At 67.6% G+C, this 17,262-nt stretch carries 11 protein-coding genes; 6 read left to right on the top strand and 5 right to left on the bottom strand.

Features of this window, described 5'->3' with window-relative positions:
- Window positions 1-834 precede the first annotated feature (834 nt).
- Window positions 835-999, top strand: a complete 165-nt coding sequence (locus WMF17_RS23965; RefSeq protein ID WP_437643424.1) for a hypothetical protein — start codon at window positions 835-837, stop codon at window positions 997-999.
- Window positions 1,000-1,019: 20 nt separating this feature from the next.
- On the opposite strand, the gene WMF17_RS23960 is transcribed toward WMF17_RS23965, so the two are convergent.
- Window positions 1,020-2,486, bottom strand: a complete 1,467-nt coding sequence (locus WMF17_RS23960; RefSeq protein WP_437643422.1) for a PAS domain-containing protein — start codon at window positions 2,484-2,486, stop codon at window positions 1,020-1,022.
- A 342-nt stretch (window positions 2,487-2,828) separates the two neighbouring features.
- Between WMF17_RS23960 and WMF17_RS23955 the strand changes: the two genes are divergently transcribed.
- From WMF17_RS23955 to WMF17_RS23935, 5 genes are all read left to right on the top strand, one after another.
- The gene (locus WMF17_RS23955) at window positions 2,829-4,559 is read left to right on the top strand and encodes an Ig-like domain-containing protein (RefSeq protein WP_437643420.1); all 1,731 of its coding nucleotides are present in this window, start codon (window positions 2,829-2,831) and stop codon (window positions 4,557-4,559) included.
- A gap of 3 nt (window positions 4,560-4,562) precedes the next feature.
- Entirely contained in the window at window positions 4,563-6,905 is a 2,343-nt protein-coding gene (locus WMF17_RS23950; protein WP_437643418.1) for a PKD domain-containing protein, read from the top strand.
- On the top strand, window positions 6,902-8,311 hold the full coding sequence (locus WMF17_RS23945; RefSeq protein ID WP_437643417.1) for a hypothetical protein: 1,410 nt from the start codon (window positions 6,902-6,904) through the stop codon (window positions 8,309-8,311). Before WMF17_RS23950 ends, WMF17_RS23945 begins: the two co-directional genes overlap by 4 nt.
- Before the next feature lie 219 nt (window positions 8,312-8,530).
- Window positions 8,531-9,505 carry an alpha/beta hydrolase family esterase gene (locus WMF17_RS23940; protein ID WP_437643415.1) on the top strand — a complete coding sequence of 325 codons (975 nt, stop codon included), beginning with the start codon at window positions 8,531-8,533 and terminating at the stop codon, window positions 9,503-9,505.
- A 317-nt stretch (window positions 9,506-9,822) separates the two neighbouring features.
- Window positions 9,823-10,212, top strand: coding sequence for a TIM-barrel domain-containing protein (locus WMF17_RS23935; RefSeq protein ID WP_437643413.1), 390 nt, complete (start codon window positions 9,823-9,825; stop codon window positions 10,210-10,212).
- A gap of 432 nt (window positions 10,213-10,644) precedes the next feature.
- Here the strand turns inward: WMF17_RS23935 and WMF17_RS23930 are convergent, their stop codons facing one another.
- The 4 genes from WMF17_RS23930 to WMF17_RS23915 form a co-directional block, all read right to left on the bottom strand.
- Window positions 10,645-12,075 carry a DUF1552 domain-containing protein gene (locus tag WMF17_RS23930; RefSeq protein WP_437643411.1) on the bottom strand — a complete coding sequence of 477 codons (1,431 nt, stop codon included), beginning with the start codon at window positions 12,073-12,075 and terminating at the stop codon, window positions 10,645-10,647.
- Window positions 12,072-13,724 carry a DUF1592 domain-containing protein gene (locus tag WMF17_RS23925; RefSeq protein ID WP_437595391.1) on the bottom strand — a complete coding sequence of 551 codons (1,653 nt, stop codon included), beginning with the start codon at window positions 13,722-13,724 and terminating at the stop codon, window positions 12,072-12,074. The genes WMF17_RS23930 and WMF17_RS23925 overlap by 4 nt, the downstream gene beginning before the upstream one ends.
- 640 nt (window positions 13,725-14,364) lie before the next feature.
- Complete coding sequence (locus WMF17_RS23920; protein WP_437595390.1) at window positions 14,365-15,525, bottom strand: alpha/beta hydrolase family esterase; 1,161 nt, start codon at window positions 15,523-15,525, stop codon at window positions 14,365-14,367.
- A gap of 124 nt (window positions 15,526-15,649) precedes the next feature.
- Window positions 15,650-16,435: an alpha/beta hydrolase family esterase gene (locus WMF17_RS23915; protein ID WP_437595388.1), complete on the bottom strand. Its 786-nt coding sequence runs from the start codon at window positions 16,433-16,435 to the stop codon at window positions 15,650-15,652.
- Window positions 16,436-17,262: the final 827 nt, after the last annotated feature.

The following is a 17,262-nucleotide window of genomic DNA, read 5'->3' as shown; positions in this document are numbered from 1 at the left end:
CGTCTTCGGCGGAGGATCCCCCAGTGCCATCCGACGAATCACCCAGCGTGCCCGTGCACGCGGCCGCGAACGCGAGCGCACAAACGGCGGCGACTTCTCTTGAGGAACGGAGCTTGTGCCAGGACGGCTTCTTCATCTTGCTCTCCGATACTGCGAGGGGGGACGACGCACGGGTACCCACATCTGGCGACGGTGCCTGAGAGCAACTGCTCGCCCTGCGAAGCCCACCTCGCCCGGCGTGACCTTGGCGAACGCAAACATCATCCATCAGCGATCACTTCCGCGCCGACCTAGAGGACCGAATCGGTGCAAAAATCGACCAGAGTTGATCAGATGACGACGGTATCGGTGCGCCTGACGATTCATCCAGGGCAAAGCAAAAGGGTACGATACGTGATGATTGTGAACGTTCACATTATCGTGGTCAATCCAGATCGACCGGCTGATGAGTATTCTCGAGCCCGAGGGGGCAAACGGTGTCGGCGCAGATCGCTCCCTGGCCCAGGGACGACCGGCCCGGGTACACGCGACGGCCTCCTCCAGCGCAAAGCCAAAGAATACCCCTGAAGGGTATTGTGAGCGCTCACAATTGCAAATGTCAACCACCAAGGGCGGGCGCGCCGCTGTCCTCGATCCCGACGGATGACCAGGCTGGCGGGACCACGCCGGAACCGCCTACGCGCTCATCGGCGCCGGGAGACCGCGGCGGTGCTCTTGCGCCGGAGCCGCTCGGCCTCGACCACGACGCGCGAGCAGGAGCGGCGGCCGCTCTCGATCTGCTCGAGCAGCAGGTGGAGGCAGCTGCGCCCTAGCTCGGAGAAATCCTGGCGGACGGTGACCCGGGTCGAGGCGATGGCGGGTCGCGGCCGCCGCGCCGCGCTGCTGGTCGACGGCGAACACCGGGACCGAATCGTCCGGCCCACGTTCATCATCATCGGCGCCGTGATCGTCGTCGCAGTGATCCTCGACCAGATCGTGCACAGGGTCTCAGTCACTTGACCATGCAGCCGGGGCGCGCTTCACCGGGCAACGCGCGGACGCTCCGTGGGCCGGAGCGCGTGGGCGATGCCGCTCTGCAAGGTGCCCAGCGTGATGATGCCGGTGAGGTCCGCGCCGAGCTCGGTCAGGGCCCTCGCCACCTCGGGGCCGATGCCCGTGAGCACCACGCGCGCGCCGAGCATCTGGGCGGCGCGTGCCGTCCGCGTCAGCGCATCGGCGACGAGCGCGTCGACAGCGCGCACGCCGGTGATGTCCAGGATCGCGGTGTGGGCGCGCTGGCTGCTGATCCCGGCGAGCAGCGTCTCCATGATCTGCGCCGCGCGCGCGCCGTCCATCGTCCCGACGAGCGGCATGGCCAGGACGCCGTCGGCGAGCGGGATGAGCGGCGTCGACAGCTCCCGGAGCGCCTCCTGCTGCGCGGCGATGATCTGCTCCTGCAGCGCGGCCCGCTCCGCCTCCGCGCGCCTCAGGTCGGTGTCCTCTCGCACGACGCCGCCGACGCCGACCGTCTCGCCGCGCTCGTTGCGAATCGGGAATTTGACCGTGAAGAAATAATTGTTCTGGCTGCCGTAGTCCAGGACCTCCTCGTACCGCATCGCCCGGCCGGTCGCGAGCACCTCCCGTTCCTTCGCCACGATCCGGTCGGCGACGCCGGGCGGCGTGGCGCCGAGCTCATGCTCGTCCTTGCCGAGGAACTCGATGGCGTGCCGGCCGAGAGCCCGCGTATAATGGCGGTTGAGGAACACGTAGCGCCCCTCCGCGTCCTTGATGAACATGACGTTCGGCGAGTTGTCCATGAGCTGCAGGAGCATCTGATGGCGTTCGTGCAGCAGGCGCTCTCTCCGCCGCGGATCATCGCCTTCATCCACGATGGCCGCGATCTCTCGGACGTCGCCCCGCTCATCGCGCAGCACGGCGTAGGTCCATCGGCAGGTGATCGCGTTTCCCTCTCTCGTCCTGCCCGCGCTCGTGATCGTCGCGAAGAGGCTCTCGCCAGGATCGTGGTCGAACGCCTGCACCTCCTCGGGCGACACCGGATCCGCGGCCACGAGCTCGGAGAGCCGGCGGCCCACGGCCTCGCCCTCGCTCCAGCCGAAGAGGCACCCGGCGGCGTCGTTCCAGCGCGTCACGGTGCCATCCAGGCGCCAGTGGATCAGCGCCGGCACCTGGGTGGCGCCCCGCGCGAACGGAGGGTCGAGGTACGCCGCCGCGCTGACCAACCCTCTCTCGCGCCCGAGCTCGCCGCGCCGACTGGCCAGCTCATTCTCCAGCTCCTCGACGCGCGCGCGCAGCGCCCCGCACTCTGCCTTGTAGTCAATGTCGTCGTCGATGTGCATGGAGATCCCACCCGGCGCGGGGATCCCGTCGAGCTGGCGATGCCCGCCCGCCGTGCTCCCTGCTTCCGAGTCGTGGTCCCCTCCGGACGCCCCGTCCGCGTCCGCGCGCCCGCACGGTCCGGATGTCCGCTCGCCCCTGTCGCGACTCATGCTCGCTCCTCCGCGCGCTGATCCAAAAGCGCGTCGCCCATAGTGTAACGGTTCTGCAAGTCGAGGTCTCACTAGAAATCTGACCAGGCGCACCGCGAGCGCGCGCCTGCCGCCGCCGCGGTGGCGATGGCCCAGTGCGAGCGTCCCCAGCACCGGGCTGGGCCTGTAATCGAGCCGCCGGACCGGATCGTGTCAAAACGCGTGCAGCCGGTCGGGCCGGACTTGACATTCCAAATGTGAACGTTCACATTAGTCAGGACGGGGGCACGACGCGCGTCTGCGCGTCCGCAGGAACACGGTGGATACCGTCGGCTCCAGGTTCCCGCTGGTTGACCATCTGTCATGGCCCACACACTACAGAAGAGGTTAGGGATGCGTTGGCTCGGCTTTTCTTCGCTCGCTGCCCTGCTCGCGGCGTGTTCCGGCGGCGACCTCGGCCCAACGCCGGAAGGAAATGACGGCGGCAGCTCTGGCGACTCCACGACCGTGGTGACGGGCAGTGGCGGCGCAGCGCCGATGCCGGTGACGGGAGCCACGAGCAGCAACTCCACGAGCAGCAGCTCCACGAGCAGCAGCTCCACGAGCGGCTCGGGCGGAGACGCCACGGCCGGCGGCGGCGGTTCGGGCGAAGTTGACCCGAACATGATCACCGCCCCGGAAGGCAAGATCCCGAACATGCCAATGCCGGCGAACAAGGTCAACTTGCCGCGTCAAAACTGGCGAGACGGCCTTGTGTCGCCGACGCTCGAGAAGGACCACCACCAGAACCAGCCGATCGTCGTCAACGGCTACGTTCAAGGCGCCGGCAACGCCGAGATCGTCTTCTACGACATCGCCGATCCGACCCATCCGAAGATGCTCTCGCGCATTCAGAGCCCTGGCTTCGATCCCAGGGGAGGGCCCAAGGGCGTCGGCGAGGCGGAGTCGCACCAGACCTCGCTCGCCCGGTACGGCAACAAGTTCTACCAGGTCACCACCGCGGGCGCCGGCGTCGACATCTGGGACGTCACTGACGCCCACGCGCCTCGTCACGTGACGCTCGTCCGGCTCGAGGGCATCAACTATGGAGACTTCACCGACTCCGTGTGGGGCATGTACTGGCAGGGCAGCGTCATCTACATCGGCGGCACCAACACGGGCCTGCACATCCTGGACGCAGCGGATCCCGAGAACGTGCGGTTCGTGAAGAAGATTCCGATCTCGCAGTTCGGCGGTGTGAGCGCCGGTCCGCTGTGGGCCGTCGGCAATACGCTCGTCATCACGACGCCCAAGGACAACGGCGGCATCGCGACGATGGACATCAGCGATCCGATGAACCCGGTCGCGCTCGACTTCATCACCCCGAGCAAGAGCTACATCTGTGGCCTGTACGGCAAGCACGTCTACGTGCAGTCGCCGCTGCGCGTGTGGGACGTGCTGACCGATCCCACCGACATCGGCTCGGCCAATTCACCCCTCGCCACGCTCCCCGACTCGGCGTTCAGGGCCAAGGGCTACCCCGCCGGATCCGAGTACGTGAGCTTCTCCGACGGCCACCTGTTCCTGGGTCACCTGCGGCCAGATGCCGGCGTCTCCAAGATCGACGTGCACGACGTCCAACGGATGTCGATCAAGAATCGCATCTGGGGCCGGCTCGAGTTCGAGAACGGCGACGACCAGTTCTCGATCCCGGTCGGCAGCCTGCTGGTGTTGGCTGACGACGAGCTGCCCTACCGCGGCATGGTCATCGCCGCGCACTCCACGGATCCGGACACCACGCCCCCGGCGGTGGACACGGTGCTGCCGAAGAGCGGGGCGACGGGTGCGTCCAGGAAGTCGCGCGTCGGCCTCAGCCTCACCGACAACATCGAGCTCGCCACGGTTCACCCAGGCAGCTTCATCGTCCGACCGGTGGGCGGCGCGCCGGTGAAGGGCAAGTTCGGCCTGTACATGGGCATCGTGAACTTCGACCCCGATGAGGACCTGATGCCGAACACCATCTACGAGGTCGTCCTGCCGAAGGACGGCATGAAGGATCTCGTCGGCAACGGCATCGCGGCCGAGTTCAAGTCGACGTTCACGACGGGTCCCTGAGCCGTGCGCTCGCTGCCGAAGCTCCTCGGCCTGCTCGCAGGCATCTGTGGGGTGGGGGCCTGGACGGCCGAGGCGCGCGCCGTCACGGCCACCGTCGCCGAGCGCGCGCCCTCGCTCCGCGGCGAGGCCGCCACGTTCGACCTGACGATCGGCGACGCGGTCGGCCCCGTGCAGGTGCGCTGGGACATGGGGGACGAGACGCGGACCGAGTTCACGGTCGGGGACGTGCAGCAGGTTCACACCTACGCCGCTCCCGGCCACTACCCGGTGCTGGCGACGGTCAAAGACGATGTCGGGTTCACCAGCGTCGCGTTCGTGCACACGGTGCACCGGCCGCTCGTCACGGGCAGCGCGGCGGTCTCGACCGATCTCGTCTACGACCAGCCGAACGCGAGGATCTACACGGCCAACTACGAGAACGACAGCGTGAGCGTGCTCGACACGAACGCGTTGACCCAGCTCGCGGAGGTGCCGGTGGCGCGCGGCCCGGTCGGGCTCGCGCTCACGGCGCAAGGCAAACTGTGGGTGCTGCACCGCGACGCGCGCTCTCTCTCCATCATCGACACCGCGTCGCTGGCGGTGGAGAGCGAGGTCATGCTGCCGTACGCCTCGCAGCCGATGGGCCTTGCGATCAGCCCGACGGGGGATGCCGCGTACGTGTCGCTGATGGCGGTCGGCAAGCTGCTGAAGCTGGACGTGGCGAGCGGCGCCGTCGTGGCCGAGCTGGTGCTGGGCGGTACGCCGCGAGGTGTCTCGGTGTCGCACGACGGCTCGCAGATCTACGTCACGCGCTTCATCTCCGAGGACAGTCACGGCGAGGTCGCGCGCATCGACGCGGCGACCTTCCAGGTGAGCACGCGCTTCGAGCTCGCGGCGGACACCACGACGGAGGACACGGATCAACAAGGGCGTGGCCTGCCGAACTACCTGTTCTCGGTGGGGCTCTCGCCCGACGGCTTGTTCGCGTGGGTGCTGGGCAAGAAGGACAACATCTTTCGCGGTCCATCTCGCGATCAGCTCGCGCTCACCGACGACAACACGGTGCGGCCTCTCGTGGCGCTGCTGAACCTCGCGGAGGGGGTCGAAGACGTCGCGCGGCGCATCGATCTGGACGATCGCAACCTGCCCAACCAGGTCGTGTTCACGCCGCTCGGCGACTATGCGTTCGCCAGCGTGGCCGGCTCGGCCCTGGTGGAGGTTCGCGACGCCTACACGGGCGAGTTCGTGACCGCGCTGAAAGAGACGGGCTTTGCTCCGCGCGGCCTGGCTCTGACCGAGACCGACAAGCTGTTCGTGCACGCATCGCTCAGCCGTACGGTGGCGGTCTACGACGTCGCCGACGTCGTCAGCTCGCACGACCTCATCACCAAGAAGCTGGCCGACATTCCGACCGTCGCTGCGGAGAGGCTGGACGCGCAGGTTTTGCGCGGAAAGCAGCTGTTCTTCAACTCGGCGGACGTGCGCATGAGCGATCAGGGCTACATCAGCTGCGCGTCGTGTCACTTCGACGGCGCGGACGACGGGCGAGTCTGGGACTTCGGCAGCGTGGGGGAGGGGCTTCGCAACACCGTCTCGCTGGTCGGACGGCGCGGCACGGGCCACGGCAACGTCAACTGGAGCGGCAGCTTCGACGAGATCCAGGACGCTGACGACAACATCCGCGACCTGTTCGGCGGCAAGGGTTTCCTCAGCGCCGAGCAGCTCGCCGTGGGAACCGTCGCCACGCCGCGTGGCGACAAGAAGGCCGGCCTGAGCCCCGAGCTCGATGCGCTGGCGGCATTCCTCGGCTCGCTCGACACGTACCGCCCGAGCCCCTTTCGCAACGCCGACGGCTCGCTCACCGAAGACGGCGTCGCGGGTCGCGCCATCTTCGAGCGCCTGGGTTGTGGCTTCTGCCACACGGGTCCCGACGGGACCGACAGCGCGCGTGGCAAGCTGCACGACGTCGGCACCGTGAAGGCGTCCTCCGGGATGCGCGCCGGTGAGCCGCTGTTCGGCATCGACACGCCGACGTTGAACGGCGTGTGGGAGACGGCGCCGTACTTGCACGACGGCTCCGCGCCGACGCTGCGCGACGTCCTCGTCACGGCCAATCCCGAAGATCGCCACGCCTTCACCAGCGCGCTGAGCGAAGCCGAGCTCGGGCAGCTCATCGCCTACGTGCAGCAGCTGGACGGCGCCGTCGACTCGGATCCGAGCGAGGGTGACGGCGCGGGGGAGGAGCCGAGCGAGCGCGTCGGCTGCAGCGTGACGGGCGGGCCTGGCGACCGTCACGCGCCGCTGCTGGCCTTCGCGCTGGTGGCCGGGTCGATGACGTTCGGCGCCCGCCGTAGGAGGCCGGCGTGAGGCGCCTGCCGAGCCTGTGCCTGGTTTCGCTGCTGCTGGCGGCGTGCGTCGGCGAGATCGGCGAGGTCGCTGCCACGGACCAGGCGGTGACCGATTGGGACACGCTGCCGCCCGTGAGCGCTCCCGATCCGGAGCTGTCGGGCCTACCCAGCCGCGAGGTGCAGCACCGCGCGCTCTGCGCCACGCCGCGCGGCGACAGCTTCTTCCAGGCGGTGTGCGCCACGCCGCGACCGAACATCACCGACTTCGCCAGCTTGCTCAGGGTCGCGAAGCTCGACGAAGATCGCGCCTTCGCTCTCACCGGTAACTCCACCTCGCTCGTGAAGAGGTCCGTCTCCGCCATCAACCCGCGCCTCATCGTCTTTCCGCGTGTGACCGAGATGCGCGAGAGGCCGGCTGAAATGACCGCGATCGGCTTCGTTCGCGGTGAGCCCTTCGTCGAGGTCGTGAGCCGCGACCTCTCGAGCGGTGATTACAACTTCTACCTGTTCACGTTCGAACGGCAGTGTGACTACGACGCTGGCTGCGATCTCGCGAGCCTGCTCACCGAAGAGATCGAGCACGGCTGGACCGCGTTCAGCGTTTACAGCGAGGAAGACGTCGAAAATACGTCGTTCGACTGTCGCTCGTGCCACCAGCCCGACGGCCACGGCACGAAGAAGATCTTGCGCATGCAGGAGCTGGAGAACCCCTGGCTGCACTGGTTCCCGCAGCGCTTCGTGCAGCGCACGGAGTCCGATCGGGTGCTCACGCCGCAGTTCCTGGAAGCCCACGCGCTCGACGCGCAGTACGGCGGTATCCCCATCGCGACCATCCAGAATGCCATCGACGAGGGCAGCGGCGCGCAGCTCGAGGCGTTGCTCGTCGCCGAGGGCCAGGCGTCGCAGCCGAACGCGTTCGACCCGCGCATCGAGGCCGAGGTCAAGGCCAGCTCGTCGAGCCCGACCTGGGAGAAGCAGTTCGCCGTGTCGCTGGCGGGTGATTCGATCCCGGTGCCTTACCCGCTCGCGGACGTGACGGATCCTGCGCTCCGCGCGGCGCGGACCACATCCTACCTCGACGTGGTGACGGGCGCAGCCCCGCGACAATCCCTGCTCGATTTGCGCGACATCTTCTCCGCAGACGCGAAGGTGAAGGTCGGCCTGGTGCCGCCGCCGGGGGCGAGCGGGCGCACCGTGCTCACGCAGCTCTGCTCGCGCTGCCACGACGGTCGCGGGAACGCGGCGCTGAGCCGCGCCGCGTTCAACGTGAAGGACCTGGACGGCATGTCGCGAGGAATGAAGGACCGGGCCATCGCTCGCTTGCAGGAGCCCGCGACCTCGCCGCTGCGCATGCCGCCCTGGCGCGCCGCCGACGCTCTGCCACCCGCGGAGCTCGCCGCGGCCATCGAGGAGCTGCGCAGATAGCGCTGTCGACTTGCAGTGGACAGGCGCCGTCTGCGGGGAGCAGGAAATCCATAGGCTTCGGAGACGTCAAACCCCAACTGCGGGACTTGCCCGCCGAGGGACCATGCACGTTGCATCCCCGTGGGGGCCGGGCTTCTCCGAGCGAATCGACGCGTTGGCACGAACAACCTGGCCGAGCTCCCCGGAGGATTGCAGACATGATGCACAACAATCGAGGCCTTGCCCGCGCATGGCGCAATCGAGCACCGGCGCGAATTCCCGCGTACCATCGCCTTGATGGCGGCCGCATGTAGCCAGAGCTCCGGCGATGGAGACAGCTCGGGCAGCGGTGGCGCATCCGCCAGCTCCGGCAGCTCGGTTGGCGGCTCCGGGTCGAGCGGTGGTTCGACGAGCGGTGATTCCACGAGCGGTGGTTCGACGAGCGGTGGTTCGACGAGCGGTGGTTCGACGAGCGGTGGTTCCGGCGGTACAAGGCCGGATGACGGCAGCTCTGGCGCGGTGCCGAGCCCGGGGTGCGGCAAGACTTCGGCGATTAGGTTCGAGCCGGTCCCGAACGAGCCGCCGAACGGCTTCGGCGAGGGCGGCTATGTCAGGATCCAGAGCGGCGGCCAGAATCGGGGCTTCGCCATGAGGCTTCCCGACAACTACGACAAGAACAAGCCCTACTGGTTGGTGTTCGGGTTTCACTGGAATGGCGGCAACTCCAAGGAAGTCGACAGCGGCGGAACGAATGGGTACAACATGGCCCATTTCGGACTCCAAAAACTGTCGAACAACGGCGCGATCTTCGTCGCGCCCGACGGGCTCAACGGCGGATGGGGCGGAAACAACCTGCCATTCGTCGACGACATGGTCAAACTGATCGAGGAGAATTTCTGCGTCGACACGACGCACACCTTCGCCAATGGTTTCAGCTACGGCGGCGGCATGAGCTACGCAATCGCGTGTGCCCGCGCGAATGTCTTCCGTGGGGTCGCGATCTACAACGGAGCCGTGCTCAGCGGCTGCGAAGGCGGCAACGATCCCATCGCATACTGGCAGATGGCCGGCCTTGCTGACAACACATGCACTCTCGACCGAGCAAGGCCGATGCGCGACAGGTTCGTCCAGAACAACGGCTGCACCCCCCAGAACCCGCCCCAGCCGCCTCAGTCTCCCCCCTATTTGAACCCCGGGGGGGCATATCTGCACTGACTACGCCGGATGCTCGAGCGGGCATCCCCTCCGTTGGTGCGTGCACCGTCGGGTCACGGCAACGCCGTCGTGGATGGGACCGGGGACCTATGGAACTCGTGCGCGACGCCTGCCAAGACCTGCTCGGACACGTGCCCTTGTACCTGGGTCCCGGAAGACGTGTGGTCGTTCTTCAAGGCCTTGTAGACGACCGCTGCGGCGGTCAGGTCGTGCCATGGTGGCCGCGCCGCCAAGAGCCGGCTGTCTCAAGGACCACCGGCTTTGCGCGTAGATTTCGCGCCTACCCGGCCACCCACCTCGCGAGCGTCCAGAGCCGCATGGACCCGACGGCGCTCGGGCGGGGCGCGGCGGTGCTGAACGCGTATCCGCTGATGCACAGCCAGGGGGATCTACGGGGGGCAGCGCGCGGAGGCCCCGGCCGGCGCCCGCTGATCCTCACCCGCAGCGCCTTCGCGGGGCAGCAGCGCTATGGTGCGATCGTCTGGTCGGGGGACATCACCTCCACTTGGACGGCTATGCGCAAGCAGAACGCCGCCGGGCTGGGGATGTCGATCTCGGGGCTTCCGTACTGGACCACGGACGCAGGCGGGTACGCCCCGCCGGCGCGCTTCACCGCCGCCCCGCCGGCGGCCGCGGATCTCGCCGAGTGGCGCGCGCTGAAGACCTGTGATAGGCGGAGAGATCTCGGGCGGTGCCAGCGCGGGTGATCCGAACGCCGGCGGGAGCAGCGGCGGAAAATGGGCCGAGCCCGTGTTTGATGTGCGTATTCCCGCGCGATCCGGCCACCCGTTCCAACGTGACCCGGCCACCCGTTCCAACGTGACCCGGCCACCCGTTCCGACGGCATCCGGCCACCGATTCCGGTGACCCGGCCACCCGTTCCGAGGTGGTGTACGGGATACCCGCATTGCGAGATGGCGTATCCGGAACCTGAAAATATAGTGCGGCCGGCTCAGGCCGTAACGCGCGGCCGTAACGCGCCAGAATACGCGCTCGCCGGAGGCGCCGGTCGCGCCCCCGCGCCACCGGCCGCGCTCACGCCGTGCCCTTCGTCCGCTCACGGGGCTCTTTCGAAGCCAATGTGATCGTCTGCAATTCTGGCGCCAACGCCAGCGAGGCTCACCGCCCGGCGATGCCGCTCAGGCGAGCATGCCGTCGATGGGCCCGGAGCCCTGACCCTCACCGAAGTTCTCCGTCCACTCGGTCTTGTCCCGAACGGCGGCGGCGATGAGGCCGTTGAAGAGGCGGTTGTTCGTGACGTTTCCGGCGTCGATGAACTCCGCCTGCTTCAGGTAGCCGCCGCCGTTTCCGGCGATGATCGTCGGCACGTTGCGGAAGCTGTGCGACGGGCCGTCCGCTACGTGGTTCGTCCACATGATGATGGACTTGTCGAACAGGCCGCGCGCCTTGAACTGATCGAGGCCGTGGAGCAGCGTCTGCATACGGAGCACGTCGATCTCGGCGTGTGCTTGCTCGGCCGTCGGGTTGCTGCCCGAAGCCGCGTCCGATTGCACACGATGGCTGATGTGGTGGAAGGGCCAGCCGAGCCCCGCGTTCGCCGGCACCGCATATTTGGTTTGATCCGTGCCGTCGCCGTGCTGCAGCGTCGCCACGCGGTTGAAGTTGCAGGCGAATGCCAGCGCCACGAGCTCGAGGTGGAGCTTCGCGACGTCTTCGATCATGCCGTTCGTCTTGAACGCGAAGCCGCTCTTGAGCGCCTCGAGCTCCGACGTCGCGAGGCCCGCCTGGGTGCAGGCCCCGCCCATCTCGCCCATCGTGACCTCGGTGTCGCGGATGGAGTCGAAATGCTGTTGGAGGCGCTGCTTGTCGGCGGAGCTCAGCGCCGACATGCGCATCAGGCTGTTCAGCTCCTCGCCCACGAAGTCGTTCACGCTCTTGCGGCTGCGGATGAGCTCCTCCGCGAGCGACCCGCCGCTATCACCGCCGCTGTTCGAGAGGCCGACGAGCTTGGAGTAGAGCGTGTACGGGTTGTCGTCCGCCGAGCGCACCTGCCCGGCGCCACCGCCCTTGAAAGAGATGCGCTCGGCGATGTACCCGTTCTTGCGGTTGCCGGCGTAGAGCGTGAGCGGCTCGGCACCGCCGTCGTTCACCAGGTTGGCGATCACCATGTCCGCGGACACGCCGCCCGAGGATGCGGTTTTGCCGCCGCCCTGCGCCGGGCGCGCGGTGAGCGCCTGACAGAGGCCCTGCGCGTGGCCGCAGTTGCTCGGGCCCCCCATCGGGAAGTTGATACCGCGGATGAACAGCAGGTTCGCGGCGTGAGGCGCGAGCACGTGCGTCGCCTTGTCCGTCATGGCGGCGAGCCCGTCGGTCGTGAGCGGGCCAGTCTTCTCCGGGAAGAACCGGTTACCCACCACGCCGCACGCCGCCACGATGTAGAGGCTGAACACGGGCGCGCTGTCCGCGGCCCAGGCGGAGCGCGACGGCAACCCCTCGAGGAACGGAAGGGCGATGGCGACGCCGCCGGCGCGCAGGAACGCGCGCCGATTGATACCGGGCCGGCGCGCCACGTGCGGATGAGTGAGGTTCGTTACGGTCTTGGGGTTCACAGCGTGCCTCCCATGCGAGTCCGGAATGCTTCGTTCTTCACGAGCTCGAGCATCATCTCTTTCACCGAGCCGCCGGCGCCGCGGCTCACCCCGGCGAGCATCTCGACGAGCGGCAAGTCCGACGGGACGACGTCGCGCTGAAGCGCGAAGCTCGCGAGCTTCTTGGCGTAGCAGAGGTGAGCCTGCTCGCCCTCCGCCATGTAATGCATCAGCTCGCCGGCGTCCGCGAACGACCTGGGTCCTTCGGAGAAGGAGTAGACGCCGCTGCTGTCGACCGGCAAGCCGCCGTTCTCCTCGTCCCGATATTGCCCCATGCCGTCGAAGTGCTCGAAGGCGAAGCCGACAGGATTGATGAGCTGGTTGTGGCACGCGCCACCGCAGGCGGAGGTGAGCCGCGTGATGCGTTCACGGTTCGTCTGCCCGGGCTCGAGAGGCGGGACCGGCGGAATGTTGGGGGCCGGCGAACCGAGCGGCGTGCACAGCACGTCGAGGTTGATGCTGACGCCGCGGTGGATCGAGTCCGACTCATCGTTCAGAGCGTTCAGCGTCAGGTAAGGGAGCTGCGAGAAGAAACCGACGCGATCGGGACCGAGATCTCGCTCCACGACGCCGCCGCCGCTCGACCCCAGGCCGTAGAGGCGCGCCATCCCCGGCCCCACGAAGCCCTTGGTGGACGTGAGGATGTCCTTGACACCGAGACCCTCGGTGAAGATCTTTTCGAAGAACCGGTACGCGCTCTCCTCGTACTCGGCGTTCAACGATTCGTTGTAGCTCGGCACGCCGAGCTTGCTGATCGTGGCGTAGCGATCGAAGTGGAGCAGCTCGCCATGGAAGTACCGCATGCCCTTGACCGCCGTGGGCTCCTCCAGCATGGACTCGGCGACCGCGACGACCGCCTCCGGCGTCGTGAGCGTGGACGCCTTGTCGAGCAGCTCGTCGTTCGGCGCGGCGTTGCGCAGCCAGAGCGAGAGCTTCGCCGCGATCTCGTAACCGTCGAGCGGCTTGCGACTCTCGCCGAGCTCCGTGCGGTAGAGGAAGTGCGGCGACTGGAGCAGCGTCCGGATCACGAGCTGCGCGCCCTTGGCGAACGCGCTCTTCGTTCCGGACATCGCCGTGCCGGTCTCGAAGAGCGCTGTGTACTTGGCGACCTCGGCGTCCTTCAGCGGACGGCGATACGCACGGCGCCCCACGGCCTCGATGAAGCCGGCCGCGTCCGTACCCGGGTAAACCTTGGCGAGCGCCGCATCCGAAGCGGTGACCTCCTCGGCGAGCGCCTCCGCCGCCGATTGGTAGTCGCTCCACGAGCGCTGGTTCACGCTCAGCAGGAGCTCGTTGTTCGTGAAATCCGTCGTGCCGGCGACGGGCTTCTCGAACCCGTCGGACAGCGAAGAAGGAGCGGCGAGGTTCAGCACCACCTGCACGCTGCTCGCCCACTGCGAGTTCGTGAGGCGCACGAGCCGGTGGTACTGCGGCGCGCCCGGCATGTCGATGCCGCGCGCCACGCCGCCGGTGACGGGGCCGCTGCCGCCCGGCTCGGCGCCGTCGCCCTCCTCCAGATCGCCCACGGAGCCCGTGCACCCCGCGAGCAGGAGCGCCGTGACGCAGAGCCCCGCGCCGAGCGCCCGCCTGCCGCGCGGCAAGCCGGTCATCGAAAAAGACGGTGAGGTCATCATTGTCTCCTGACCAAGCTCGGGTCACAAAGCAGCCATTTTAGCGTAGCTGCAATGCAACCATCGTTCTAAAACTGTCTTGTTTATCTCAAAATCAAGCGCGGCATTGGTTTGACCTGCAACGTTTGGCTCGCGACAGATCAACGCTGGATAGTTCGAGCACCACCGGAACTCGTGAGCTCGCGCCGGAGGGAAATCGCGAGAGCGTGCACGGTCTCGGGGGGGGCGCGACAGCGGGCGACCTGCGGTCGCGCCGATCCGCCGTTCGCCGCGCGCATGGCATGGTGCAGAGCTCGATCGTATGACGAACGTCTCGGCGCGCGCAACGACCATCCAGGGCGAAGACAAAGGAAACCGGTCGGACTCAATGTGAGCGCTAACAAGTCCAGTGTCAATTCGAATCGACCAGCCCGCGGGTATCCTCCCAGCCCGGGGGAGGATACCCGCGGGCTGGCACGGCTCCTTTGGAGCACGGCGTCATGGCTCCTTTGGAGCACGGCGTCAGGAGGAGCGGGCGCGAGGCGCCGCGGGACATCAGCGTCGTCGGCTTCAACGACATCCCGGACGGGACATCATTCACGCCTGCGGGAGGCCGCGTTCACTCCACGGCCTGCGGGGCTCACTTGAGCGACTGGAAGAAGCGCCAGGCTCGCCCGCCCGCGCCGGACGGTACGGAGTGACCACCGGGGTGCGTGCAGTACACGAGCGGCAGGCCCTCCTTGCAGCCTTGATACTCGACGCACCCATCGCCGGAAGCCGACGGCATCGTTGTCGCCTGGCAGCCGTTCCGGCCGCGCCAGAAGTCGCGGGTGGCTTGTCCCAGCGCGGGGGTCACGGTCCCGTCGGTGTCGCCTTGCGTTTGAATCACCGCGTGTGCGGCGCTGGCGTCGCTGCACGTGGGCTGGGATCCCTGGGGGCCCCATCCGGCGACCGGAGCGAGACCGCGGAACACGGAAGAGCGCTGGCAGCCGAGCGTGTTCGTCATGAAACCACCTTGGCTGAACCCGACCGCGAAGACGCGCTTCGTATCCACGCAGTAGTTCGCCTTGGCATGCTCGAGCATGGCATCGAAGAACGCCAGGTCGGCCGTCATGCGCGCCTGATTGGCGTTGGGCGGCGGACCGCCCCAGTTGGAGTCTGCGGTCCCCCACTGCGATTGGGTGCTCGGAGGCCTGGATTGCCCATCCGCCGGCAAGCCCTGCGGGTAGATGAGCAGCGCCTGGTTGTTGGTCTCCTGGATGAGCTGGAATCCGCTGTTGTCGTGCGCGGCCCACACGTTGTTCATGTTCAGGCCGTGGATACCGAAGACCAGCGGCAGCGGCTTGCTCGGGTCGTAGTTCTCCGGCACGTGAATCAGGTAGTAGCGCGTCACCCCACCGACCGTCAGCGTCTGCTGCTGGCGAGGGTCGGGGCGCGTCACGGCTTCGCCGCAGCCCATCGAGCCGCTGTCGCCAGCGCCCCCCGAGCCGCCGGCGCCAGCGCCCCCCGAGCCGCCGTCGCCAGCGCCCCCCGAGCCGCCGGCGCCGGCCGAGTCGCCGCCGGTGCCGCTGGGGCTACCCGTGCTCGCGGTCGTGCTCGCGGTCGTGCTCGTGGCCGCGCTCCCACCGGCTCCTCCGCCTGACGTCGCTCCCGGACCCGAGGTGGAACCGGCGCTCGTGGACGCGTCAGAAGATCCACCAGCGCCGGGGTCGAGGGGATCCGGCTCCGATGAGCAGGCGGTCAGCCCCGCCGCCACGCCCACGGTGAAAAGAACGCTCAGTCCAAATAAAGACCTACTCATAGGAAAAGCACCTCGCTAGCTGTTGCTCGTCGATGGCTCGGGCGATCGCGGGTCGTCCGCCACGCTCCCCCGGCTGGTCCTTGCAGGCACGATGAGCCGAGCGCCGCCGGGCCGATCATGATTCTCAGTAGGTGGAGAACAGGCTCCAGAGGAACTTGGGCGCGAACGCCGGCCATCCGTGATTGGTGTTGCTGTAGTTCGGGTCTCCGTGCTGGCACCAATAGACCGGATAGTCCTCGTCACAGCCCTGAACCATGACGCAGTTCGAGAGCTTGTCCGTGTACCCTTCGACTGGCGTCGTGCTGGCCTGGCAGTGGTTCAGCCCGGTATAGAAGTCGCGCGTCTTCGGGCCGTTGTCCGTTCCGACCACCGAGTCGCGCTCTCCGTGGATGACGACCGCCGTGACCTGCCCGGTACACGCTCGGGTGCTGGCGTTGAGCGGATACTGGGGTACGTTCTTTGTGGCGCACGGACCCACCGCGCGTAGCTTGTCCGCGTGCTCGCAGCCAAGGATACTCGAGAAGTCGCCGCCCGAGCTCTCGCCCGCCGCGAACACGCGAGCCTCGTCGATGCAGAAGTTGTCCGTGATCTGATCGTAGAACGGCTCAAAGAAAGAGACATCGTTCGCGCCCCAGCCCGAGCCGGAGTTGGCCGGGTGAGGGTAGACGCGGATCCAGGCCTCCTTGGGGCCGGTCGCCTCGAAGCCCGCGTTCTGCTCCGCCCAGCTGATCGGGTTGCCCGTCGGGTTGAACATGATCATCGCCGGATACGGCTTGCTGGCGTCGTAGTTGGTCGGCAGCTTCACGTAGTACTGGTGACCCGATACGGTGAGCGGGCTCTGCGCGCTGCCCGTCTGCGGATTGGCCTTGTTGCAACCCGTGCTCGGCTTCGGGGCGACCTTGCCTCCCATCGATCCGCCCGAGCCACCGGTTCCTGGCGAACCACCGCTTCCGCTCGTTGCGCCCGCACCGCCCGCACCGCCCTCACCGCCCGCGCCGCCCGCTCCACTCGCGGACGCGCCGCCGTCGCCCGTCGTGGTGCTGCTGCCGCTGCCTGAGGCGGCGGCCCCGCCGGTTCCGGGGAGAGGGTTGTTGTCCGAGGAGCTCGCGCCGTCACCACTGCAAGCCGGGAGAGCGCAAGAGCCGGCCAGCGCCGCAAACAATGTGGCTCGAAGGATAGTAGGTTTGTTGGTCATTTGAATACCCTGACGCGATTTCGCTTTCACCGGCAGCGTCCCGCGAGGTGCGCCCTCGGTGTGCATGATGGCCGGGTGATCCGGCCCTGAGATGGCCATCGTTACCCCCCTAGATCTCCGCTCGCCGCGAGCGCGGCGAGCGGGCGCATTGTGATCGTTCACATCATCCATGTCAACTTTTGTCGGCGGGATCGCAGGTATCTCGAGCCCGAGGGAGGACGGGGCTGGCGTGGCTCGTCCGACGAAGCGGCGCGTCAATCCAGGCGGGCGCGATCATGGTCGATGTGGATTCCAATCTTACCGCTCGAACTCCGTGCTGCAGGGGTCGTGACCGACGCCGCTCGCTGACGGTGGGCCGGGCAGCTTCAGTTTCGACACGACGCGCCATCTCCTCGATCTGGGCCCCGGACGGTGTGGAACATCACTGGGCTGCCCGACTGGCTCGAAACCGACCAGAGCAATCGGGATCGAGGGTGGCCGCGGGCCGGTCAAATTTGTTTGACGCCCGAAATGTGCACGTTCACAGTCCGCTCTCGAGGCGT

Source organism: Sorangium sp. So ce362, from assembly GCF_051519845.1.
Classification (GTDB): domain Bacteria; phylum Myxococcota_A; class Polyangia; order Polyangiales; family Polyangiaceae; genus Sorangium.
The sequence above is the reverse complement of the archived record's forward strand: the minus strand, read 5'-3'. Positions and strand labels throughout refer to the sequence as shown.